The organism is Salinicoccus sp. CNSTN-B1, from assembly GCF_054792835.1.
In genome coordinates this window covers 1,209,282-1,234,834 of the sequence record NZ_JBTWMN010000004.1, presented here as the reverse complement: position 1 = coordinate 1,234,834, position 25,553 = coordinate 1,209,282, and the positions used below count along the sequence as shown (strand labels likewise).

Annotated in this window: 15 protein-coding genes and 6 pseudogenes; 9 read left to right on the top strand and 12 right to left on the bottom strand. The window is 46.1% G+C overall.

The features are described from left to right. Positions 1-105: 105 nt before the first annotated feature. Both ACYF68_RS07290 and ACYF68_RS07285 read left to right on the top strand, forming a co-directional pair. Positions 106-1,173 (top strand): solute:sodium symporter family transporter, encoded by a 1,068-nt coding sequence (locus ACYF68_RS07290; RefSeq protein WP_461046090.1) that lies wholly within the window; start codon positions 106-108, stop codon positions 1,171-1,173. After that, positions 1,058-1,741 carry a sodium:solute symporter family transporter gene (locus ACYF68_RS07285; RefSeq protein WP_461047525.1) on the top strand — a complete coding sequence of 228 codons (684 nt, stop codon included), beginning with the start codon at positions 1,058-1,060 and terminating at the stop codon, positions 1,739-1,741. The genes ACYF68_RS07290 and ACYF68_RS07285 overlap by 116 nt, the downstream gene beginning before the upstream one ends. A gap of 129 nt (positions 1,742-1,870) precedes the next feature. Here the strand turns inward: ACYF68_RS07285 and ACYF68_RS07280 are convergent. From ACYF68_RS07280 to ACYF68_RS07265, 4 genes and pseudogenes are all read right to left on the bottom strand, one after another. Further along, positions 1,871-3,072 (bottom strand): annotated as a pseudogene (locus tag ACYF68_RS07280) (peptidoglycan bridge formation glycyltransferase FemA/FemB family protein). 63 nt (positions 3,073-3,135) lie between these two features. Then, positions 3,136-4,410: an aminoacyltransferase gene (locus ACYF68_RS07275; RefSeq protein ID WP_461046088.1), complete on the bottom strand. Its 1,275-nt coding sequence runs from the start codon at positions 4,408-4,410 to the stop codon at positions 3,136-3,138. 7 nt (positions 4,411-4,417) lie between these two features. Then, a complete protein-coding gene (locus ACYF68_RS07270; protein ID WP_461046086.1) occupies positions 4,418-5,677 on the bottom strand; it encodes an aminoacyltransferase in 1,260 nt (419 codons plus the stop codon). Between the two features lie 198 nt (positions 5,678-5,875). Next, positions 5,876-7,134, bottom strand: a pseudogene (locus ACYF68_RS07265) (Y-family DNA polymerase). Between the two features lie 133 nt (positions 7,135-7,267). Here ACYF68_RS07265 and ACYF68_RS07260 point away from each other — a divergent pair. Beyond that, positions 7,268-8,146 carry a cation diffusion facilitator family transporter gene (locus ACYF68_RS07260; RefSeq protein ID WP_461046084.1) on the top strand — a complete coding sequence of 293 codons (879 nt, stop codon included), beginning with the start codon at positions 7,268-7,270 and terminating at the stop codon, positions 8,144-8,146. A gap of 176 nt (positions 8,147-8,322) precedes the next feature. On the opposite strand, the gene ACYF68_RS07255 is transcribed toward ACYF68_RS07260, so the two are convergent. Next, positions 8,323-9,315, bottom strand: a complete 993-nt coding sequence (locus ACYF68_RS07255) for an LCP family protein (RefSeq protein ID WP_461046082.1) — start codon at positions 9,313-9,315, stop codon at positions 8,323-8,325. Between the two features lie 147 nt (positions 9,316-9,462). On the opposite strand from ACYF68_RS07255, the gene ACYF68_RS07250 reads away from it, so the two are divergent. Continuing rightward, entirely contained in the window at positions 9,463-10,419 is a 957-nt protein-coding gene (locus ACYF68_RS07250; protein WP_461046081.1) for a DUF1002 domain-containing protein, read from the top strand. A 27-nt stretch (positions 10,420-10,446) separates the two neighbouring features. On the opposite strand, the gene ACYF68_RS07245 is transcribed toward ACYF68_RS07250, so the two are convergent. The 4 genes and pseudogenes from ACYF68_RS07245 to parE form a co-directional block, all read right to left on the bottom strand. Further along, the gene (locus tag ACYF68_RS07245) at positions 10,447-11,919 is read right to left on the bottom strand and encodes an alanine/glycine:cation symporter family protein (protein WP_461046079.1); all 1,473 of its coding nucleotides are present in this window, start codon (positions 11,917-11,919) and stop codon (positions 10,447-10,449) included. 71 nt (positions 11,920-11,990) lie between these two features. Beyond that, entirely contained in the window at positions 11,991-12,725 is a 735-nt protein-coding gene (locus ACYF68_RS07240; protein ID WP_461047524.1) for a DNA gyrase C-terminal beta-propeller domain-containing protein, read from the bottom strand. A gap of 330 nt (positions 12,726-13,055) precedes the next feature. Continuing rightward, positions 13,056-14,255 (bottom strand): annotated as a pseudogene (locus tag ACYF68_RS07235) (DNA gyrase subunit A); the annotation flags it as partial. A gap of 144 nt (positions 14,256-14,399) precedes the next feature. Then, positions 14,400-16,369 (bottom strand): annotated as a pseudogene (gene parE, locus ACYF68_RS07230) (DNA topoisomerase IV subunit B). 214 nt (positions 16,370-16,583) lie between these two features. Here parE and plsY point away from each other — a divergent pair. Continuing rightward, positions 16,584-17,168, top strand: coding sequence for a glycerol-3-phosphate 1-O-acyltransferase PlsY (gene plsY, locus ACYF68_RS07225; protein WP_461046078.1), 585 nt, complete (start codon positions 16,584-16,586; stop codon positions 17,166-17,168). 14 nt (positions 17,169-17,182) lie between these two features. After that, complete coding sequence (locus ACYF68_RS07220; protein ID WP_461046077.1) at positions 17,183-17,401, top strand: hypothetical protein; 219 nt, start codon at positions 17,183-17,185, stop codon at positions 17,399-17,401. A gap of 104 nt (positions 17,402-17,505) precedes the next feature. Here ACYF68_RS07220 and acnA read toward each other — a convergent pair whose 3' ends face one another. Then, on the bottom strand, positions 17,506-20,211 hold the full coding sequence (gene acnA, locus ACYF68_RS07215; protein WP_461046076.1) for an aconitate hydratase AcnA: 2,706 nt from the start codon (positions 20,209-20,211) through the stop codon (positions 17,506-17,508). 173 nt (positions 20,212-20,384) lie between these two features. Further along, positions 20,385-21,963, bottom strand: a pseudogene (locus ACYF68_RS07210) (glycine betaine uptake BCCT transporter). Positions 21,964-22,184: 221 nt separating this feature from the next. Between ACYF68_RS07210 and mscL the strand changes: the two are divergent. Beyond that, positions 22,185-22,553, top strand: a complete 369-nt coding sequence (mscL, locus tag ACYF68_RS07205; protein WP_461046074.1) for a large conductance mechanosensitive channel protein MscL — start codon at positions 22,185-22,187, stop codon at positions 22,551-22,553. A gap of 36 nt (positions 22,554-22,589) precedes the next feature. Here mscL and ACYF68_RS07200 read toward each other — a convergent pair whose 3' ends face one another. Then, entirely contained in the window at positions 22,590-24,005 is a 1,416-nt protein-coding gene (locus ACYF68_RS07200; protein ID WP_461046072.1) for a YfcC family protein, read from the bottom strand. Between the two features lie 157 nt (positions 24,006-24,162). Here ACYF68_RS07200 and ACYF68_RS07195 point away from each other — a divergent pair. Both ACYF68_RS07195 and ACYF68_RS07190 read left to right on the top strand, forming a co-directional pair. Beyond that, positions 24,163-25,208: pseudogene (locus ACYF68_RS07195) on the top strand (YfcC family protein); the annotation flags it as partial. Positions 25,209-25,299: 91 nt separating this feature from the next. Continuing rightward, complete coding sequence (locus ACYF68_RS07190) at positions 25,300-25,542, top strand: hypothetical protein (RefSeq protein ID WP_461046070.1); 243 nt, start codon at positions 25,300-25,302, stop codon at positions 25,540-25,542. Positions 25,543-25,553: the final 11 nt, after the last annotated feature.

Genomic DNA, 25,553 nt, shown 5'->3' with positions numbered 1-25,553 from the left:
AATAGACACACAAATTTATGCAAAATTCATTTATTAACGGTTTAATCGATGTGCAATGGGAGTATATTAATAGGGATTCTAATAATTGCTTATGGAGCTGATAAAATGGTCTATACCATCGTTACTTGTTTTCTTTTCATGGCTTTCGTAGCTTTTTATTCCTATATGAAAACACGCAATACTGTAAGCGACAGTGCCGGGTATTTTCTTGCAGGACGCGGTCTGACAGGCGGGTTCATTGCCGGTTCCCTTGTGCTCACCAACCTTTCTGCAGAGCAGCTTATCGGGTTGAATGGACAGGCCTACAATTCGAACATGTCCAATATGGCATGGGAAGTGACGGCCGGCTTTGCTGTCATTATCCTCGCACTAATTCTTCTGCCGAGATACATAGGAGGTTCTTTTACCACTTTGCCTGAATTTATAGATAGCCGTTTCGACGAGGGCACACGGATGATGGTGACTTTGCTGTTCATGCTCGGCTATACTTTCGTCACTATCCCTTCTGTGCTCTATTCCGGATCCATTGCGGTACTGCAGCTTTTCGATGTGCCTGCCCTCCTCGGGCTCTCCCTCGAGCAGTCGATGTGGATTGTCATTTGGATCGTAGGTATAATCGGCGCTATATATGCTATATTCGGCGGGTTGAAGGCAGTAGCAATATCGGACACCCTGAATGGCATCGGCTTACTCATCATCGGCCTGCTTGTGCCTGTTATCGGATTCTACTCTCTAGGGGATGGAAATGTGCTGAGTGGCATGAAGGTGATTGCCACCAACAGCCCAGAAAAATTAAACGCCATCGGATCGCAGGAAGATTCCGTCCCCTTCGGCACGATATTCACCGGTATGATATTTGCCAATTTGTTTTATTGGGGTACCAATCAATATGTCATCCAACGGACCCTTGGGGCGAAGAACCTGGCTGAAGGACAGAAAGGGACTTTGTTTGCCGGTTTCCTCAAAATACTTGTCCCCTTCATGATGATGATACCAGGTATTATAGTCTATCATCTGTATGGAGATGGACTTAAGACCATGGACCTGGCCTACCTTAATTGCCGAGTTACTTCCCCCTGTATTAAGCGGTTTCTTTCTAGCTGTCCTGCTCGGTGCTGTTTTCTCAAGCTTCAACTCACTGTTGAACAGTGCAGCGACGATGTTCGTCTATGATCTTTACAAGGTCAAAATGAACAGAAATGCTTCAGATGCTGAGATGATAAAGGTCAGTAAATGGTTTGGCACCCTACTTGCCCTTGTTTCCTTCTTCATCGCCCCACTCCTGCTCCAGGCACCAGAAGGATTATGGAATATCATCCGTGAATTTACCGGATTTTTCAATATACCTGTAATTGCCATTATCCTCACTGGAATACTTTCTAGAAAAGTGCCTCCTATCGGGGCCAAGATTGCGATTATCGTCCACGTTGTGCTCTATTATATGCTGATATGGGGGCTGCCGATGTTTTTCGGGATCAGTTTCGACATCAGCTTCATCCATATACAGGGGATACTTTTCGTATTGGCTGTAGCAATCATGATGCTATTTACGTTGATAAGGCCACTTGATGAACCCCATCACTTCAAATCTGATCCGAAAGTGGATATGACACCATGGAAATTAGCCCTTCCGGTCACTTTCCTACTCGTTGGGGCCATTGTATTCTGTTATATCCTCTTTTCCCTGTCGGCCTTGCCTATGCTGACAGCATCGTTTCACCATGGTTCTGGCCATCTATAGGTGCCCTTATATTGTCTACGATTATATTGTGGTCTCTTGCCTATAGGAAATGGAATGACAAGTACGGGGAGATGCTGAAAAAATTGCAGACTGAAAAGAAACCATAGCAAGTCTGCTATGGTTTCTTCCTTATATTCTATTCAGTTTTTGCGCCAATTTGTATGCAGGCTTATTGAATACTTTCTCAAAAGTGCCTGGTAGCTCTTCTATGAAAGTATTGTAGCCTTTTTTGAACTTGAAGACACCGTAATCCTTGGACTGTTCTGTAAAATCGCCGGTCAATCCAAAGAAATTGAAGCGTTCCACTCCGATTTCCTTTGCCTTTTTGATCATCTGCCAAGTCGTGAAATTCGTACCCATGAACATGGAATGTTCCGGATAGCTGCCACTGAACAGATAAACCATTTCATGGTTGTTGTAATAATACATGGCTGCAGAAAGTTCTATGACTGTGCCATATTCTTCTTGCACGTTCTGAATCTTTTTTATCCGTTTCTCTTTGTTTCCGAGGAGGTCCTTCACTTCATTCATCCTCCCCTTCATCCTCTTTGTACCATTTCCGGAATCGATTTTTTCCTGCATCTCTTTATACTCTGCAGAAAGTTCATCAAGTTCGCTGTTCAATTGTTCTAGATAGTCTTCCAGATTGATATAGCTCAAAGTGAGATAAGTGCGCTCCTTTAAGGCATGAAGCAGATTTTTTATCTTTTCTCCGCTTACCGGGCCGAAACCGATGCGTTCCTCGGTGTCTTTATATATCTGAATGAATTTGTCGTATTCATCCTCTTCCAGATAATGCAATTTCAGCCCCATCTGCTCACTCGCACGCGTATTATAGCGTGTTTTTGAATCCATATCTTTAATAAGCTGCTCTTCATCCTTATTCAAATCAAGTATAGCCTGATGTCTGAGCAGTTCCTCTGTAACCAGCTGTTTGGTGAAACCATTATGCGAATACCCCTGATTGATGTAGATATCTATAATTTCATGATTGTTTTCAGGGCTTTCCACGATTTCTCCATCGTTGTCTCTCATCTGATAGATCATATAGGGGAATGGATGAGTTTTACAGCATGATGTTTTTTGACGTGATCATCGATTTCCTTCAGGAAGAACTGTAGCCTCTCATTCGAGAACGGCTGGATTAATGGGCCTGTATGTGAAGTGAATAGCCGATAGCGTTTCAGGACCGATGTGGCACTGAGCATGGAAACCCCGACTAGCGCATCATCTTCATAGAGGCCAAGCAGGTGCGTCTCCTGTGTCTTTGAAATGTAATCATAATAAAGCGGATCATGGAGGTAGTGGCAATGCCCCTCGTACTCTGCCATGAACGCTTTAAACGTTTCCTCTTGGATCTGTGATATCTGCACTGTTCAACCCTTCTTCACTATTCAGTTGCTTTTTGAGGCTGTCTTCTGTTCGATTTTACGTTTCACTTTATAGAGATTATAAGGCACTTTACTGATCACCTTGACGAAATCACCGACCAGTTCCTCTATTTCAGCGTTGAAGCCACGTTTGAAGCGATAGACGCCATAATCCTCCCCATCTTCAGAGAAGTCACCACTCACCCCGTAGAAGTTATATCTGTCGATGCCATTCTCCAGACAGTACTTCATCATTTCAAAATGCATCATGTAAGGTCCGACGAAATGAGCGAACTCGCTTGAACTCGCACCTGAGTTATAGACCATCTCATAAGGGGTTTCAAAGTAGATGCCAGCACCAAGATTCAGGACATTTCCTTCCTTTTCACGGATTTCCATGGCGCTTTTGCGATCTTCAGTCATCTTGTTGATCTGTTTATCATGTTCAGCAATCTTATTCAGAGTCTTATCATTCTTGTTGTCCTTCTGCATGAGCTGGTCCCGCTTCCGCTCATTGTCTGCAATCTGCTCTGAAAGGTTCTCTACGTATTCATCCAATTCTATATATGCAAGCGGGATAAGAACCTTATCCCCATAGGCTTTCTTGAAATTGGAGAAGTATTCCTTCGGGTTCGGGTGAGTGAAGAACCCCTGCCTCTCACTTGTATCCAAGTAGAGATCCATGAATATATCAATCTCATCGACGTCGAGGAAACGCACCTTCACACCAAATTTCTGTGCTTTCTTTATATTCCGCTTCCTCTGTGAATCGAAGGACTTAAAGAGACTCTTTTCATCATGACCCGACAGATCCAGTACACTCATCCACCGCGCCTGGGAGGTTTTAGAATAGCCGCGGGTGAACCCTTGATGCACATATCCTTCATCTTCCATCAATCTGATCAGTGCATCCTGGGCCGGATATTCCTCTTTAGGCACTACATCCTTATCATACTTTCTGTATATCCAATTCGGATCAAGCTTTACATACAGCCCGTCATTCTTCTTGAGATAGGCTGTCAGTTCTTGCAGATAGAACTTAACAAGATCGTGGTCATGGTAATCAAGCACAGGGCCACGGTTGGAATAATAGAAATACTTGCCGAGAACCGTTTTCTTCAAAGTGAAGAGACATGCCGCTATCACCGTACCACTTGCATCCTTAACGCCAAGCAGGCGTACCTTCTGCTGATCCATTTCCCTATTCTTTTTATTTTCTATCATCTGGAAAAAGGCCGATTCTTCTCCTTTTTCTATATAATCCTTATATTCCTTTTCAGTCAGTTCAACGAATTTCATCCGTTTGTTACCTCCCTATTCTTTCTCTTAATTTTACGAGTGACTGATACACCCTATACGCCGGCTTGTTGATCGGCTTGATGAAATCACCGATATATTCATAGACTGTGGCGTTGAATCCCTTTTTGAACTGGATGACGCCATAGTCTTCCGCTTCTTCTGAAAAGTCTCCACTGATGCCGTAGAAGTTATACAGTCCGATATCATGGTCCAGGGCATAGTTAATCATATGCCATTGGATCAGATAACTGCCTGCAAAATGCCTGAAATCATTATCGCTGCCTCCTGCAAGATAAACGACTTCATGCGGGGTAATGAAATAATAGGCACTCGCTATGGGGAGTTCATTGCCGTGGGTTTCACGCAATGTACGGCCTTCTTGCAACTTATCTTCTATATTTTCGAGCTGAGCCGTCAGATTCGTTATTTTCTTTTCCGCTTTACTGTTGGCCGGGTCTTTTTCGAGGTCACGGTTCGCTTTACTGATATTCTTCATCAATGCATCCCGATCCTTAGTGATCGATGCGACATATTCATCCAAATTGACATACACCAATGGGATCAGAACATTGTCTCCGAAGTGCTCCTTACGACTTATATAGTAGGAATCATCGCGGTCTATGAAGGATTTCATTTCAGATGTGTCCCTCATGAATTTCCTGAAGACGTCTATCTCGTCAAGCCCGAGATAACGCACATGAAGACCATGCTTCTGTGCCTTTTTTATATTCCGCTTCCGGAGGCTATCCATATCATTCAACACGGTTTTGCCGTCTTTGCCTCTAAGGTCAAGTACCGAATGCCATCTGATCTGGACGACCGGATCGAATCCGACGGAGAATCCTTCATGTGTAAAGCCCAGCGCTTTGAAGTAATCGAAGATATAGCGGTTCCTCCGGTCTTCGAGGATATCACCTTCGTGGCTCCGTTCTTTGATTACTTCGTAGGGATCTACCCTGACATGCATCACTTTCTTTGGCTTCAAGAAGTCATTCAGCCCTTCGAAAAATGTATTGAACACCTTTTTATCGGAATAGTCCATGACCGGTCCACGATTGGTATAGGCATATTTGAATACCTTCATCACAGGGGTCAGAGTGATCAGGCAGGCTGCTTTCACCGCTTCCCCGTCCTTCACGCCTATCAGGTAGGTTTCAACCCCCTGGTCTATTTTCAGACGATAATTATCCACCGTCTGTGTAAAATGACTGAAGTGTGTTCGTGTGAACTGTTCGAACTCCTCAGTGGTCAACTCTGTAAATTGCATAATGGCACTCCTGTCAACTAATTTTGTTACTCCGAATATATTATCAGATTCCAAACTTAATGCGAATTGAAACATCATAAATATATAGTCTCATCTATTATATCATCTGCGGACGGTACTGGCAGTAATTCTGCGAAGTTCATGACTGCACGGCTACAATTCGCTGCCATTTTCATCAGAAGGATTGGCGAAAGCCATTCACCTTTTATGGCCGGCTATCAACCCTTCCCTAAGCTTAAGCGTCGAAGGTGCTGTACAGCTTAGAGCCCTCATCACGCTGAGTTGCCCAAACCGGATCTTTAACGCATCAACCGTCTTGAGAAGATCCTGCCTCTTCAATTCCCCCGGGTCTTCGAATAGGGATAACTGTCTCACGTCCCCCGGTATCAGGTTTGTCAAAGAGATGCTTAAGGTCCGGTACATCGCATAGGCATCTGCCATATTGATGATGTGTGCCCATACACCCTGCATGATGATGTTCCCGTCATTCGTCCCCCGTCTAACGTGAACTGCTTTCGGTATAGCCGGCCATCTGCCGTCCCTAAAGAAAAATGGATGGTGCGCGCCAACCGTTTTGACAGACGCAAACGATGCGTCACTTCATCAATATGCTCAAGCATTACAACATAGACTTCATCAAGGTGATAGTTGCGCATCAGGATTTGGCTTTTTGCAATGGAGGGCGCATGGGCACTGTGCTTTTCACTGATGGTGCTGAAATCGATGCCATTGGCATGCAGATGCCAATCGACACCGATGATGCCAAAGTCCCGCTTCAAATATTCGGGTGGGTAGTGTGCCAGGTCACCCACTGAAAATATCCCGCGTTCATTCAAACGGGCCTCACTATTCTTGTTGATCCCCCACAGTGTTCTAAGTGGTTTGATATGCCACATTTTTTCAGGCACATCCTCGTAGCGCCATTCCGCTATACCGGAAGCCGCACGCTTCGCTTCGATATCCAGGGATAACTTACTGAGCAGCGGGTTCTCCCCGATGCCGACGGCACAATCAATACGTGTCTCCTGATAGATCTCTTTCCTGAGGCGTAGCGCCAGTTCCCAAGGGCTTTTTTCAAACAATCGGAAACTCTTTGTAACGTCCATGAAGTACTCATCCACTGAATATTGATGAAAATCTTCCGGCGCGACGTATTTCAGGGCGATTTCCGTTATTCTGGAAGAATAATCGAGATATGTCTTCATTGAGGGATTGATGATATAAATATCTTTACGGTTCGGGATTTCAAACAAGCGGCAGCCAGTCTTTATGCCCATCCTTTTGAGCGCCGGTGTTGCAGCCAGGACAACTGCCCCCGGGTTTTTCGTGTCTGCCACCACCGCAAGGCGTGTCGTGAATGGATCTAGACCTTTTTGTATGCAGGATACACTGGCAAAGAAACTTTTTTGATCCACACAGAAAATATGCCGTTTTGGACAGATATGGTAGTTATACATGTAACCCCCTCCAAATAGAACATATGTTCGCATACCCGTAAATTCATCATATCATAAAATAGGAAGTTCAAAACATGATTATTTACAGATTTGGGTATGATGTACTGTAAAGACCAGTGAGGAGGAAAATGATTTGAAAGATATCATTGCATTACTTAAGAAAGGAAGTGCAGCATCGCTGACTGCCTCTATCGTCAATTTTTTCATCGCAGCCATAAAGGGCGGTGCTTTCCTACTGACGGGAAATGTTGCCATGTTTGCTGAGATGATGCATTCCATTGGCGATGCACTTAACCAGTTTTTTGTTTATGTAGGCTCCGGATTATCGAAGAAAGCGCCGACCAAACGCTTCCCCTTCGGGTTTGGGCGCCTTGTGAATCTTGTTTTACTATTTGCCGTCATCATCGTCGGTATATTGGCATATGAGACAGTGCGTGAGGGGCTAAAGCACATTTTAGAACCGCTTCCGGCAGAAACCGACACAACAATGCTGCTCATTAACATCGGCGTGCTTGCTGTGGCGGCTATACTTGAGACATTCGTTCTATTTAAAGCCGGGAAGGAATTGCTCAAGCAGGCAGATCAGCCTTATGATGGCTTAAAGCCGCTCACGACAAGTTTTGTCCATATGGACCGTGCAAAACCTGCGACCAAATTGGTCTTCTTGGAAGATACGGTTGCAACAGGTGGGGCACTGCTCGCCATCCTGGCCATACTAATTGCACGCTTTACAGGCTTTTCCCAAGCAGAAGGCATCGCCTCGATCATAATCGGTATCGCCATGTTCTACATCGTCTACAAAATTTTCATGGAGAATGCCGCAGGGGCACTTGGTGAGCACGACCCGCGCATGGAACAGCGTGTTTCGGAGATTGTGTTGAGGCATGATGAAATCAGGGACATACGTAAGCTCTTCGTCATGAAGGAAGGGGATCTCCTCCACGTTGAAATTGTGGCGGAACTGGACCCGACCTCTCTGTTCAAGAAGCGAACGCCATCCGCGATGACATAGAAGAGATGATCCTGAAACAAAGGCATGTCGTTGATGTAAATACAGAATTTGAGGTCGATGACGGGCACCGGGCGTGGCCGCAGACCCAGAATGAATTGGATAAAAAACCTAAAAAATAATTATGGGCAAATAAGAAGGATGGCGCGCAGTACCGCGGCCATCCTTTTTTGTATCGTCTATTCGGTTGCAGCTTCCCCTCCAGCCGATTCTTCAGCGCCATTTCTCAAAAACTCATGCATATACTGGCTGTTGGCCCCAAAATCGAGATCGATCACATTGCCGGCGTGTGATGTGTCCATAAATTGGTAGGTGCCTTCTACAGGTATTGTAAGCGTGTCTATCTCCTTATCACTTCTTAGGAGGAAGGATGCCATCATCCGATACATTTCCCCATCAGTCATGCTCGTATTGACGTGCCCCATTCCCGTCCCGGCAATTTTAGGGAGCTTCAAAACGCCGCCGATTGTCAGCACCTCATCCTTTAGGGCGCTGATGACCTGCTGCTGGCGCCTTACGCGACCAAAGTCGCCTTCTTTATCCTGGCGGAACCTTGCATATTCAAGAAGCTCCTGTCCATTAAGACGCTGTTCACCCTTTTTCAGTTCAACATCGATCTTTTCGGACATATCCTTTTCGACGTCTACCATCACCCCATTTTTATTGACCACATCCACTACGGATTCAAATGCCTTATAGTCGACCACTGCATACTCTTCGACCTCGATGCCGAAGTTCTCTTTGATGGTGCGTCTGAGGAGTTCCACGCCGCCGAGCGAATAGACGGCGTTTATCTTATAGCTTTGAAACCCGGGGATATCCACATAGATGTCCCGCATCATAGACACGAGTTTCATATCCTTATTCATATAATCATATTGGGCGAGCATGATGACGTCCGTACGCTGTGCCCCGTCAACTTCACGATCTGCCCCTAGCAGCAGTATGGTCTTCTTGCCATCATTATTGTCATCACCATCGAATTCATGTGCCGCTTGTTCGACGCCATTGTCCTTGGCTATATCGAGCCCGGATTGATAGGAGAAGAAAATGTACAAAACGATGAATATGAGCGCTATAAATATAATTAAAGGAATCAGCGTACGCTTACGCAACCGTCTTTTTTTCACGCCTTCATCAGTACGTACAGAACGTCTATAGTCGTTATCCATGATACTTGGCTCCCGTCATTAATGTATTCAATCATTCTATCGCGTTTAAAAAGAGATTAAAAGAGAAAACCGTATTTGACCGGATATAATAAATTGTAGAAAGTAATGGGCATATAGTAGAATGTAAATAATTAGATGAGGAGGGTTATGATGATCCGGAATTGGTTTTTTATCGCACTGATGGCTCTGTTCCTGATGCCCACTGAAGTGCAGGCGGCCGAATGGCAGGAAGCCGTTACCGTCTATGGTGCCGCCCTTAAGGACGATCCCCAGCTGTTGAAGGATACTGAAGGGATACTCGGCACAAAGGAAGAGGACAAAATCACATTCGTCAACTCGGAGGATGTCGCCAAATACATCGGCAAGGATTATGACGATGCCGTGCTCAAATCAAGCATCCGCATCATTCAAAGGGAAGATGGATATGGACTGGACATCACCGTAGATGAAACGATGGGGAAGATTACGCAAATTACGGAAGAGACATATAAAAATGCCCTGCTCACATCGGGTATTACAGATGCGGAAGTCACCATAGGAGCCGCTCAAGATGTCACAGGCGAAAGTGCACTCTCAGGTATATATAAAGCGTTTGAAGCACAGGGGCAGGACATTGATACCGACCGCACCCGCAATTCCCAGGATGAGTTGGAAGCCATCGCAGATATTTCAAAAGAGAATGCGCAAAAAGAAGGATTTTCACAGGAACAGCTGAATAAGGCCATTACAGACATTAAAATTGAAATCATCAATCAGGGTGGGAACCTGACTGAAGCGGATATTCGCCGCGTAGTAGAGGAGCAGTTGAATGAGAACGGTCTGGATGGCATAGTGACGGGTGATCAAATCGACCGCCTCGTCAATATCCTGATACAGATACAGAACACGAATATATTTACGGATGAAGAAGCAGAACGCCTCAAGGACAGCGCGCAGAACCTGATCGATGAAATAAGATCAAGCGATGCATTCAAGCAAGCGGCTGATAAGGCCGAAGAAATCGGTCAGGACATCCAGGATTCTGACGCATGGAGCACCTTCAAACGGGCCGTCTCTGATTTCTTCAGCAGCATCATTTCCTTCTTCAAGACATTGTTCAATTAAAAACCAGACCTTTAGAAGGTCTGGTTTTTAATGTTCGGATCTATCCTGATTGCGGTACGCGTAACGGTTTTCACCCCACTCGTCCACATCGCTAAGATCCGCTTTGATGTTATTCGTCTGGAACACCGGATTTTTATCATCCCTCAGCTGCGTCTTGTAATCGGCTGCAACCTGCCAGGTTACATTGCTCAGGCCGAATACCGCAACAAGGTTGGTCACGGCCATCAACGCCATGAATAGGTCGGCCATCGACCATGCCGTTTCAAGGTCCATTATTGCTCCAATGAAAACCATGAGAACGACAAGGAGTTTAAAGGCAAACAACAGTACTTTGTTTTCCTTGATATAGTTGAGGTTGCTTTGACCATAGAAGTAATTGCCGAGTATTGAGCTATATGCAAACAGGAGGATGACAATCGCGATGAAGGTCGCACCGAAGGCTCCCATCTGCTCTCCCATCGCCGCCTGGGTCACTTGAATGCCCTGCTGCGCCTCTTCACCGTAACTCAAGTCCGTATACATCAATATGAGGATCGCGGTTGCTGTACAGACGATCATCGTATCGAAAAATACACCGAGCGACTGGATGAGGCCCTGTTTGACAGGGTGGCTGACGGCTGCTGATGCTGCTGCGTTCGGTGCTGAACCCATCCCTGCTTCATTCGAGAACAAACCTCTTTGGAACCCATTCAATATCGCGGCACCGATTGCACCGCTGAACACTTCCCGGATGCCGAAGGCATTCTGGAATATATCTGTAAGCATCGGGATGACCCGGTCATAGTTGATGATGAGTATCACGAATATCACCGCCAGATATATAAGTGCCATAATCGGCACGATATATCCCGTGACATTGGCAATCCACCGTGCTCCTCCAAATATGACGATGGCCGCAAGCGCTGCGATGACGAGGCCAATGATCCACCGGTCTATGTTGAAGGCCTCTTCATAGGCATGTGCAATGGTATTGGCCTGCAACCCATTGAAGACAAAGCCGAATGTAATCGTAATCAATACTGCAAAGAAGACTCCGAGCCACTTTTGATTGAGCCCTTTCTCCATGTAGTATGCTGGTCCACCGCGGAAGCCACCGTCTTTATCCTCGACTTTGTAGACTTGCGCCAAAGTCGATTCGAAGAATGCTGTCGCTGCCCCAAAAAATGCAATGACCCACATCCAGAAGACTGCGCCCGGCCCGCCGAGCACGATCGCCGTGGCCACACCGGCGATGTTGCCGGTACCGACACGAGACGCTGCACTGATCGCGAATGCCTGAAAAGGCGCGATACCTTTCCGCCCGTCCGGCAATGTTTCTGCCTTCTCGGTAAGTACATTGAACATTTCTTTGAACCATCTGAATTGCACGAACTTTGAACTGATCGAGAAATATAAACCTGCAAGAATCAATAGTCCTATGAGGAAATCTCCCCATAAGAGGTCATTACCAACTTCAATGACACTTTTGAACCAACCTGGTACTACACCTTCATTTTCCATAAAGCACCTCCCAATATAAGTGATGTTATATTATTCGGGTGGCTGCTTCAAGTCTAAATTTTTCACTCCATTCAAACATTTTTGAATTTCACCCGCTTCACTTCGCCGAATGTATCTTCATCGACAACGAACGATCCATTGGCGTAGCGTCCGCTGAGTCTGATTGACTTAGCATCCAAGCCGAAGCTGTCCTTTTCGGACTCTAGGATGATTTCCACATTATCTTCGATTAGTTCGGCCGCTATAATGCGGTGGGGCTTTGATTTTATTTCCTTCAATAATGCAGTGCCGACTTGGGCTCTGGCACCATTTTCGAATGCATCGAGACTGGTCCGTTTGACCGCTCCGCGCTGGGACACACTGATTATATAGCGCTCAGTTGTAATGAGTCCGGCAAACGCCAGCTTGTCATCTGGCTTAAGTTGAATCGCTCTGACGCCTTGTGCCTTCAATCCGACAGGATTCACTTCAGATATCGGATACTTCAGCGACATGCCTTTTTCAGTCAACAGCAGAATCTCCTCTGTGTCTTTAGTAGCCACCCTCACTGATGCCACTCGATCGTCCCCTTTTAGGCTGATGCCTGAAATTGGCCGTCTTATGCGGGAAGCTTCATAAAGCTCAAGACCGGTCCGTTTTATCTGACCATTCTGCGTTACTGTTATGATGTCCAAGCCGGCATGGAATGCCTCGAAGACGAAGGCGGCCACCGGAGATTCTTCAGCCGCGAGTTTGAAGCGGTTTGAAAGGTGTTGGCCATTGTCCTTCCACCGGATATCTGACAGTTCATGCACCGGGATGATCATATAATTGCCGAGATTCGTAAAGACGACAAGGTTTTCCAGTGTGTGGGCTTGCCTTGTATACAGGACTTCATCCGTTTCCTTCATACCGAGCTCTTCTGGCGCGCTCGCCTGATAACTTCTCAAGCTCGTGCGTTTCACGTATCCCTCGCGGGTCAACGACACCATCACCTCTTCTTTGGCGACGAGCACTTCTTTTTCCAGTTCAATCGCTTCGATTTCATCTTCAATGACGGTTTTTCGCGCGGTGCCATATTGTTTACGGATGTCCCTGAGTTCTTTTTTAATGACTTTCAAAAGCTTTTTTTCATCTGCGATGATTTCGCGCAGTTGGTTGATCGTATAATCAAGCTGGCTGTGTTCCGTCTCAAGCTGGACGATGTCTGTATTCGTCAGACGATACAGTTGGAGCATGACAATCGCTTCTGCCTGAGCATCGGTAAAGCCGAAGGATTCAACCAGGTTTTCCTTAGCGTTCCGTTTATTGTTCGATTCCCTGATGACGCGGATGACATCATCGAGAATGGACAATGCCCGCATCAGGCCTTCTATGATGTGAATTCTCTTTTCCGCTTCTCCAAGTTCATAGTTGGAACGGTTCAGAATGACTTCCTTCTGGTGCGCAATGTAGCTGTTTAGAATCTCTTTTAGGCCAAGCTGTTTCGGGGCACGGTCGCTGATGGCTACCATATTGAAATTATAGGAGACTTGCAGATCGGTCTTTTTGTAGAAATAATTTATGATCCCCTCGACGTTGGCTTCTTTCCTGACTTCAATGACAATCCGCAACCCTTCCCGGTCGGTCTCATCCCGCACTTCAAGGATACCATCCACTTTGCGGTCCGCCCGCACTTCATCCATCTTTTTGACAAGGTTTGCTTTATTCACTTCATATGGAAGCTCATCGATGATGATCTGCATGCGTCCGCTTCTTAACGTCTCAGTCCTGACTTTACTTCGGACGACGATTCTTCCCCGGCCTGTTTCATATGCCTTCTTCAATTCATTTCTGCCTTGGACGATGCCGCCTGTCGGAAAATCTTGGCCCCTTGACGATATCGATCAGTTCATCTATCGAGACAGTCGGCTTATCGATGACCTTCAATGTGGCATCTATGACTTCCTCCAAATTATGTGGGGGATGTCAGTCGCATAGCCCGTCGATATGCCGGTCGAGCCATTGACAAGAAGGTTTGGGAACTTCGAAGGCAGGACTGTAGGTTCCACTTCTGTGTCATCGAAGTTATTGATGAACTGCACTGTGTTTTTATTGATGTCCCGGAGCATTTCATTGGATATTTCAGAAAGCCTCGCTTCCGTATAACGCATCGCCGCAGGCGGGTCTCCATCAACACTTCCTTTGTTGCCGTGGATGTCGATTAGTTCTTCGCGCATCTTCCATTCCTGGGACAGCCGGATCATGGCTTCATAGACACTTGAATCACCGTGCGGATGGTAATTACCAATGACATTACCGACGGTTTTGGCACTTTTCCTGAATCCTTTCTCGGACGTATTCCCTTCCTTATACATGGCATAGAGTATACGCCGCTGAACCGGCTTCAGACCATCCCGCACATCCGGGATTGCACGGTCCTGTATGACGTATTTACTGTAGCGTCCAAAACGGTCTCCGATGATATCTTCAAGCTGGAGCTGTTGAACATGATCAGTCATTCAAATCACCACTTTCACCCAGTTTAGTGCCGTCTTTTTGAGGATGCTGTCTGCATCTTCCAGCGTGAAGCTGACATTCGATTCAATCCATTTACGCCGCAATTCAACGTTATCACCCATAAGTGTCGTGACACGCTTGAGGGAGAGTGCTTCGTCCTCGACGCCGACTTGTATCAATGTTCTTGTCTCAGGATTCATAGTCGTCTCCCAGAGCTGTTCAGGCATCATTTCACCAAGCCCCTTGTAGCGCTGGAGCTCAATGCCTTTGCCCATGTCTTTTTGGGCCTCCAACAACTCATCCTCGGTCCACACGTAGCGGACGTCTTCTTTTTTCTTCGTCTTTTTCTTCAATTGGAAAAGCGGAGGCATCGCGATATAGATTTTGCCAGCATCAAACAGCGGTCGCATATAGTTGAAGAAGAATGTCAACAGCAACACTTGTATGTGTGCCCCGTCTGTATCTGCGTCCGTCATGATGATGATTTTATCGTAGTTTGTATCCTCCACTTTGAACTCGGTACCGACACCGGCTCCGATGGTATGGATGATTGTATTTATTTCTTCATTCTTGAATATATCCTCAAACTTCGCCCGTTCCGTATTGATGACCTTGCCGCGGAGCGGGAGGATTGCCTGGAACCTTCGATCTCTGCCCTGTTTGGCGGATCCACCGGCAGAGTCCCCTCCACCAGATACAACTCATTCTTTTTGGCGTTGCGGCTCTGTGCCGGTGTCAGTTTACCTGACAGCAAGGTGTCCCGCTTACGTTTCTTACCGTTACGTGCCTCTTCACGGGCTTTTCTCGCAGTTTCACGTACATTGCGTGCCTTCACGGCTTTTTTGACAAGCTGTGTGCTGAGCGTACCGTTTTCTTCAAAATAATAAGGCAGGTGTTCGCTTATCAATGACTCCATCACATTTCTCGCTTCACTTGTCCCGAGCTTACTTTTTGTCTGGCCCTCGAATTGGAGCAGGTGCTCAGGGATTTTGATGGAGATGATGGCAGTGAGCCCCTCTCTGATATCGTTTCCTTCGAGATTTTTATCTTTATCCTTCAACTCATTGATTTTTCGGGCATATTCATTGAATGCCCGCGTAAAACCGGTTTTGAAGCCAATCTCATGTGTACCTCCGTCCTTCGTGCGGACATTGTTGACGAATGAGATGAGCGTTTCTGCGTACTGGTCATTATACTGGAAGCTCACCTCAGCCAAAATGCCATCGTACTCTCCTGAAAATACGACAACATCACCTATGGAATCCTTGCCTTCATTAAGGAATTCAATGAACGCTTTCAAGCCGTCTTCATATTTGAAGACTTCTTCAATCGGTTCATCGGGCCGCTTGTCTGCAATTGTAATTTCAAGGCCTTTTTCAAGGAAGGCCGACTCACGCATCCGCTCCATGATTGTTTCGAAGTGGAACGTGGTCCCACTCTGGAATATTTGACGGTCGGGTTTGAAAGTGACTTCAGTTCCGGTTTCCTTAGTGTTGCCTGTCACTTCCAGCGCACGATCGACTTTTCCGCCCTCTTTGAATGACATTTCGTGTACTTTGCCATCGCGGAATATCCTGATCTTCACCCACTCACTCAGCGCATTCACTACAGATGCTCCGACGCCGTGGAGGCCGCCTGAAGTTTTGTAGCCGCCGGATCCGAATTTCCCACCGGCATGGAGCACCGTGAAGATGACTTCCGGTGTGGGCTTGCCAGAAGCATGCATGCCTGTTGGCATACCCCTTCCATTATCACGTACTGTAATGCTCTCATCAGGATTTATTTTAATATTTATTGCGTCGCCATAGCCATTGATGATTTCATCTACTGCATTGTCGACCACTTCATAGACCAGGTGATGCAGGCCCCTGTAGTCGGTTGAGCCGACATACATGCCGGGGCGTTTTCTTACAGCATCCAGCCCTTCAAGTATTTGAATCGACTCATCTGTATAAGTATTTCGTTTCGTCAAATCAGATTTCCTCCCACAAACATACGTTCGTTATTTTTATCTCATGTTCTATTTTTATACAAAACTTAAATGATTGCAACCCTAATCGGTGTACGACAATCATTGTAACACTATATAGGTTTACATAATAATATTATAGTAAACTATATTTTATTATACCCATTTAAATTTTTATGGTAAACTGTTAGTACCTGATAACAAAAGGGGATTTTAGATGGAAATCAATATGATACTCCTGATCTTCAGCTATCTCATAGGAGCAATTCCTTTTAGTCTTTTAATCGGCAAATGGTTTTATAAAATAAACCTAAGGGAGCATGGCAGTGGAAATATTGGAACTACAAACACTTTCAGGATCTTGGGGAAGAAGGCAGGCATCGTCGTCCTTTTATTGGATATGTTCAAAGGCGCACTTCCTGTTTTGATTGCCATAATGATCGATACGGATATGCATGTCTTCATCCCTGGGCTTGCCGCAGCACTTGGCCATGTCTATTCCATCTTCCTGAAATTCAAAGGGGGTAAAGCTGTCGCGACAAGCGCAGGCGCAGTCTTGGCCTATAACCCCGTTTTATTCATCATCCTGCTCACTGTTTTTCTCACCACTCTAAAATTGAGTAAGTATGTATCTCTTTCAAGCATCATCAGTGCCATCGTCTTCTTTATCTTGTCTATCGTCTTTCGGGATTATCTTCTTATTGCCTTTTCATTCATCATCATGGTGGTCATTGTCGTTAGACATTCGTCAAACATCAAGCGTATAATGGATGGTACAGAATCGAAGATTACATTCATGTAGCAGGAGGTGGCATCATGTTGGAAGTTACGGACCGTGCAGTTGATTGGATGAAAGATGAAATGGACCCTGATGAGGGTCAAGGTGTAAACGTTTATGTAAGGTACGGAGGCGACACGCAGTTGAAACAAGGCTTCTCGCCCGCGCTCACTGTCGATCAGATTCCTCCAACAGTAAAATATTCGAATACGAAGGGCTTAAAGTCTTCATCAAGGAAGCCGATTTCTGTATTTTGAAGACGCTGAACTCCAGATTGATTCCGAGGATGAAGAAGTCATATTCAACCTTAAATAAAAAGCATCCCATCTCTTCGAGATGGGATGCTTTTATATCTATAATCCTAGGCTTTCAGTTTATTCCTAAGTACGAGCTGTAGGATGCCGCCGTTGCGGTAATAGTCAACTTCAACATCTGAATCGAAGCGTGCTTTCACTTTGAACGCCACTTTCTCACCGGATTCTTTAGTTGCGGTGACATCAAGGACATCTCCAGGCATGACATTGTCATCTACTTGGATATCAAATGTCTCACTGCCGTCCAGTCCAAGGGCTTCTGCATCTTCACCATCAACAAATTGGAGTGGCAATACACCCATCATGACGAGGTTTGAACGGTGGATACGTTCATAGCTTGCTGCTATGACCGCTTCAACGCCGAGCAGATTCGTTCCTTTGGCAGCCCAGTCGCGGCTTGAGCCCATGCCGTAGTCGTCTCCGGCAATGACTACAAGACCAGTGTTATCTTCTTTGTATTTCATGGCTGCATCATAGATGCTCATCACTTCACCTGTTGGCCAATATGTTGTGAAGCCGCCTTCTTTACCTTGTCCGATCTGGTTGCGGATACGGATATTGGCGAATGTACCGCGCACCATCACTTCGTGGTTACCGCGTCGTGAACCGTAGGAGTTGAAGTCACGTGGTGAAACGCCTTGTTCAATCAACCATTTTCCGGCTGGCGTATCTTTACCGATTGCCCCTGCTGGTGAAATATGGTCTGTTGTGACTGAGTCTCCAAATTTACCAAGCACACGCAGTCCATTCAGTGACTTTATGCTGTCTGGCTCTGTCGAGAGATTCTGGAAGAATGAAGGGTTTTGGATGTAGGTGGAATCCGGATTGAAATCATAGAGCGGCTCGTCTGTTGTTTCAATGTTGTTCCAGATTTCGTTAGCATCAAATACTCTTTCATATTCTTTCCTGAAGAGATCAGGACTAACGTTGCTCATGACCGCATCCTTTACTTCCTGAGTGGATGGCCAGATGTCTTTCATGAAGACGTCGTTGCCTTCTTTATCTTTACCAAGCGGCTCATTGCGGAGGTCGATATCTACTGTACCCGCAAGGGCATAGGCTACGACCAACGGTGGTGAAGCAAGGTAGTTCGCTTTGACGAGCGGGTGTATACGCCCTTCGAAGTTACGGTTACCGGATAATACAGAACTTACAAGCAGATCGTTTTCTGTAATCGCTTCTGTGATTTCCGGAAGCAATGGTCCAGAGTTACCGATACATGTTGTACAGCCGTAACCGACAAGGTTGAACCCAAGTTGGTCGAGGTATTCCTGGAGGCCTGAGTCATCGAGATAGCCTGTAACGACTTTTGAACCAGGAGCCAATGATGTTTTTACGTATGAAGGGACTTCGAGTCCTTTTTCAACTGCTTTTTTGGCAACAAGACCAGCACCAAGCATTACGTATGGGTTGGAAGTGTTGGTACATGAAGTGATTGCGGCAATGACCAGATCACCTGTTTTAATGTCTACATTCCTGCCATCTTTGAAATTGATGGTCGCCTTCTTGTCGAATTCTCCTTCTTCCATACCATGACCGTGGTTGCCGCTTTCAGCGGTTACGGATTTCCTGTATGAACCTTTCATATCAGACAAGTTGATAAGGTCTTGAGGACGCTTTGGTCCGGCAAGCGCTGGTTCTACAGTAGAAAGGTCAAGTTCCACTTCTTCGGAATATACTGGATCATTCTCCGGATTGAAGAACATGTCATTTTCCTTGAGATACGCCCTTACAATCTCAATATGCTCTTCGCTGCGGCCTGTCAGCCTCATGTAGTCGAGTGTTTCTTCATCTACTGGGAAGAAACCACAAGTCGCACCATATTCAGGCGCCATGTTCGCAATTGTCGCACGGTCTGCAAGCGGCAGTGCAGGTACACCTTGACCGAAGAACTCAACGAACTTGCCGACTACGCCCTGCTCACGGAGCAGCTCAGTCACACGTAGCGCCAGATCCGTCGCAGTCGCCCCTTCTGGAAGCGCGTTCGTCAAACGGACTCCGACCACTTCAGGTACCGGGAAGTAGGATGGTTGTCCGAGCATTCCAGCTTCTGCCTCTATTCCGCCGACACCCCAACCGAGTACACCAAGACCGTTGATCATAGTGGTGTGGGAATCCGTACCGACTAGAGTATCCGGATATGTGATCATCTCTTCGCCATCTTCTTTTACATGGACGACATTCGCCAAGTATTCAAGGTTGACCTGGTGCACGATACCTGTGGCTGGTGGTACAGCTTTGTAGTTATCGAATGCTTTAGTTGCCCAGTGAAGGAACTCATAACGCTCCTGGTTCCTTTCGAACTCAAGCTCCATATTGAGTTCAAGTGCGTTTTCAGTGCCGTATGCATCAACTTGCACAGAGTGGTCGATGACGAGGTCGACAGGCACTTCTGGGTTGATCTTCTGGCCGTCGCCGCCGACATCATCCATTGCTTTTCTGAGAGATGCAAGGTCCACTACCGCAGGCACACCTGTAAAGTCCTGAAGGATGACGCGGGATGGTTTGAATGGCACTTCTTTGCCTTTGTTGCTGCCCTGATCCCATGTCGCCAATGATTTGATGTGGTCGTCTTTAATGACGCTGCCATCATATTGGCGCAGTACAGACTCAAGCAATACCCTTATTGAGTATGGCAATTTGTGAGTTTCTGACATGCCTTGTTCAGTCAAAGTCTTCAAGCTGTAGTAATTATAATCTTTGCCATCGACAGTGAATGACTTTTTTGCTGATTCACTAATGTTCTGACTCATGTTAATAGCCCCCTATTAATATTCCAGTCGTAAGACCGTTCATATCAATTGTATATCTTTACATAATGGTTGTAAACGCCAGCGCCATGTATTCATCAATAATCGTGATACAAAAAAATGACCTAGAGCAATAAGTAACACTTATCTCTCTAGGCCATAATCATAACAATATATTAATTTCTATTGTTGTTTTCTTGTTCTCTTTCGTACTCGCGCATCATTTTCTCATATTTGGTACCTTCATAATCTTCTTTGAAGTATAAGCTGAGCGCTTTTTGTTCTTTCGCCACATCTTTGTAGGTGGCTACCATCATCAATATCAGTATGATGGAGAACGGGAAGGCTGAAATGATCGCCGAGGCTTGAAGCGCACCGAGTCCGCCGCCCATCAGTAGGACGATGGCAATCAATACTTGTGCAAGCCCCCAAATTATTTTGACACGGTTCGGCGGAGTCAATGAACCATTGGTCGTCTGCATTCCCAGGACGAATGTAGCAGAGTCGGCTGAAGTGATGAAGAAAGTACCAATCAGCAGCACTGCTACAAGAGAAACGACCATGCCGAGTGGCATGTTATTGAACATTTCAAACAGCACCGATTCGGTTGCCAGTTCCGAGAAGCCTCCATTCATCCTGTCTGATTCAATTGCCGTTACCCCGAAGACACTGAACAGAAGAAGCTGAGGACAGCTGGTCCTACCATTACTGCCAATACGAATTCCCTGATTGTACGGCCTCTTGATACACGTGCAATGAATATTCCGACGAACGGGCTCCAGCTCATCCACCAGCCCCAGTAGTAGAGGGTCCAGTTGCCGAGCCAATCATTTTTTGCCTGATCCAACGGCGCAACGTCATAACTCATATTGATGAAATTACCGATCATGCCACCGAATGTATCAGTCCACATATTCAGTATAAGGACTGTCGGTCCTAAAACGAGTGTGAAGATCAGCAGAATGCCTCCAAGTATCATGTTGGCATTACTCAGGTACTGGATGCCTTTAGATAATCCGGACCATGCACTCCACATGAATAGTACAGTGATGATTGCAATGATGAGTATCTGTACATAGATATTATTCGGTATGCCGAATAAATAGGATAAGCCACCATTGATCTGCATTACTCCTAAACCAAGTGAAGTTGCGACACCTGCAATTGTTGCAAAAACTGCAAGCACATCAATGGCTGTACCGAGCGGCCCTTCGACACGTTTGCCGAGGATCGGTTTCAAGGTCCTTGAAATAAGTCCCGGCTCACCGCGTCTGAACTGGGTGAATGCCAAAGCAAGCCCCACTACTGCATAGATTGCCCAGGCATGGAAACCCCAGTGGAAGAAGGTTCGGCGTAACGATTCCTTCAATGCCATGTCTGTACCGGGTTCTGCTGTTGGAGGCGTGAAATAGTGGCTGATCGGTTCAGCCGCCCCCAGAATACAAGACCGATACCCATACCGGCACTAAACAGCATTGCAAACCACGACATCGTTCTGAATTCCGGTTTTTCTGTTGGTTTACCCAATCGGATTTGGCCCATCGGTGTAAATACAAAAATAAGGCAAAATACGATAAATATTGTCGTTAGTGATACATAGTACCAGCTGAAGTTACTTGTGATAAAACCTTGGATTGTACCCGTCACCGACTCAAAGCTATCGGAAAAGAATACTCCATACAATACGAGTACGGAAACGATAGCCAATGCAATCCAAAACACAGGGGTCAGATGGACTTTTTCCTTTTCTCTCATGTAATTCCTCCTCTGGATATTTCATCCGTGCTGATTACCTTCAGTAATACAGCCCACAAAACAATTACTCATATTACCATACACTATTGATTATAGCAAACTGCCCAATGCCCTGAATCATGCGCACCCTATAAAAAAACTCCTGAAAACATATTGCACTTTCTTGTCTGTATTGTAGTATTATCTATGGCCTTAAATAAATTGAATGGGAGAGAATCCACATGTGGCAAGAGTTTAAAGATTTCCTGCTCAGGGGCAATGTCCTCGATCTGGCTGTTGCAGTGGTGCTGGGGGCAGCGTTCGGTAAAATCGTCACAGCACTCGTCGAGAACATCATCATGCCCTCCATCGCGCTAATTTTCGGCAACACGGATTTTACCTCTGCCTGGGCATATAAAGGCATCACCTATGGTGTTTTCATCCAAGCCATCATCGACTTCATCATCATCGGCACAGCAATCTTCATCTTCGTTAAAGTGGTCAATAAACTAACCCGTAACCGCTTTGTGGAAGAAGCAGCTGAAGATGAACAGATTGTGCTTTTAAGGGAGATACGGGATGCCTTGAAGAGTGATTCAACGAAATTATAATTGTTGAAGGGGCTGATCATTTATGATCAGCCTTTTTTAGGATATTCCGATCATCGTAGCGACCACAAGTGCCAATGCGGCTATAAAGAGCCATAATGCAGTAATCTTCCAAACGAATTTCACCCATTTCAGATAAGGGATGCCGGATACTGCAAGCACACCCATCAATGAGGCAGAAGTTGGAATGATGGTGTTGGTTATTGCATCACCATATTGATATGCAAGAACCGCCACTTGCCTCGGAATCTCCTGCAGATCAGCAATAGGCGTCATGATCGGCATCGTAGTCATCGCTTGTCCGGAACCGGACGGTATGAAGAAGTTGATGATGACTTGAATGACCAGCATACCAAGGGCTGTGATGGATGGTGGAAGGAAATCCAGTACACTGCTCATGCCGTGGATGATCGTATCAATGATGACACCCGATTCCAGGACCACCACAATGGCGCGGGCAAACCCGACGATGATGGCGCCGTAGACAACCAACTTCATGCCATCTATGAATGCATCAAAAATATCATTTATCCTCATGCCACTCACGAGACCCGCCACAAGTCCTATGACAAAGAAGTTGGCAGAGAGTTCGGTCAGGAACCATCCATGCTGAAAAATCCCGTACACGTTGATGATGATACCGGCAGTAAAAGTCAGCAGTATGAAAATATGCCTCTTCTTCAGTTCTTCGAAATTCATCACATCTTCTGTGAAGTTGACCTGTCCCCTTTTGGATTCCTCATAGACTAGACTCTTTTCAGGATCCTTCTTCACTTTTTTTGCATAGTGCATGACATACAGGATGCCGGCACCAAGCACCAACAGATAGATGACTGTTCTGAACTGCCACCCGGAAAAGATGGTAAGCTCAGCAATCTCCTGGGCGATCCCTACAGTGAATGGATTCAGCATACCACCGATGAAGCCTGAAGCGGCACCTAGAGTCACTATCGCAGTCCCCACCATCGCATCATAACCTAGAGCTGTGGCAAGAACGATGCCTATCGGCACGAAGATGATTGCTTCTTCAGACATGCCAGTCGAAAAGCCCAGAACGGAAAAGACAAACATGATGACCGGAATCATCAATCGTTCATTCCCTTTAACTGCCACCATGACTTTCTGGATCGCAGCTTCTATGGCGCCGGTAGCACGGACAATACCAAAAGCACCCCCGACGAGAAATATATAGAAAATGATGCTCGCCCCATCGATGAGCCCTGTTGGAATCGCCTTGAAGAGTTCAAAGAAAGTGACAGGACTCTGTTCAACTCCTGCATAACTCCCCGGTACAACCTCAGTCCGCTCGCCAACTTCCACACGTTCGAATTCACCCGCCGGCACAACATAGCTGAGGACGGCTGCAATAATCACCACCGCAAATAAAATTGCATAAGTATGTGGGAACCTAAATCCTGGTGTCGGCGCTGATGGCTCGTTTCTGTCGTTGCTCATATAAATCTCCTCTCTCGATTTTATACATCTATTATACAGTTAATCGCAGCTTTTAAAAGATTAATTTGTAGGAATAATCCAAATAATTAATAAAATGGTTGTCATGGATTTTCCTTGCCGTATAATCATAGATGAATAAAATAGATGGGAGATAGTCATGAAATATATCAAAGTGCCCCATGCATTTGTACTTATATACTCCATTGTCATCCTAGCGATGGTCTTGAGCTATATTATCCCGGCCGGGGAATATGAACGTCATGAAAATGAAAACGGGACCCTTGTAGTCGATGGCGATTCTTTCCGTTTTACTGAACAGACACCGGTTGAATGGACTGAAATTTTCCGCGTGATTCCAGTTGGTATGATGGATGCGGGAAGCATCATTTTCCTGATTTTTCTAATAGGCGGTGCTTTCGGCATGATAAATGGGACTGGCGCGATAGAATCCGGTATCAGCAAAGTTGTCTCCTTGCTTGAAGATCGTGAAATAATACTCATCCCCCTCACCATGCTGATATTTTCTTTAGGGGGCGCCACTTTTGGTATGGCTGAATCGACACTAATCTTCATTCCGATGGGAATCCTACTTGCCCGCTCGCTCGGCATGGATGCGATGACGGGCATGGCGATAGTGGCTCTCGGAGCTGCCTCAGGATTTGCCGGGGGCTTTATGAACATCTTTACAGTCGGTGTGGCACAGGAGATTGCAGAACTCCCCTTATTCTCTGGTATGCTCTATAGGATTATCATACAGCTCATCTTTGTCGCGATTGCCTCATTCTTCGTCTACAGATACGGTAAACGTGTCCAGCACGATAAGACCAAAAGCTATGTCTATGCTCTAGAGCAATCAAATCGTCAGGAAGCATATTCGTTCAAAACATTTACAATGAGGCATGCTCTGGTGCTGGTCATCATCCTGGCTGGATTCGGTCTGATCATCTACGGAGTGGTAAAAGGATGGTCCACCGGAACCGACCTCGCAGCAATATTCCTTGCAATGGGGATACTATCCGGGCTCGTCGGGGCAATACCCCCAACATGATTGCAGAGGATTTCATTAAAGGGGCAAAAGAAGTGACCTTCGGCGCACTGATAGTCGGCCTTGCCCGGTGCATCCTGCTGATACTTGATGACGGGACCATCATCGATACAGTCATATATGCTGTAAGCTCTATATTGGACGGGCTGCCGGCTGCAATTGCTGCAGTTGGAATGTTTCTCACGCAATTCATACTCAATTTCTTTATACCTTCTGGCTTCTGGACAGGCCGCTACGACCATTCCGCTGATGGCACCGATTGGGGATATCGTAGGCATCTCCAGACAGTCGGTTGTCCTCGCTTTCCAGATGGGCGACGGACTTTCCAACTATTTGTTTCCAACGTCCGCGATTTTGATGGCCGGTTTAAGCATCGCGAACATCCCCTATGAGAAATGGCTGAGGTTCGTTTGGCCCATCATGGTCAGTTGGGTGGCGGCGAGTGCCCTGTTCATGGTCATCAGTCTATGGATTAATTACGGGCCTTTCTAAACAAAAACGGC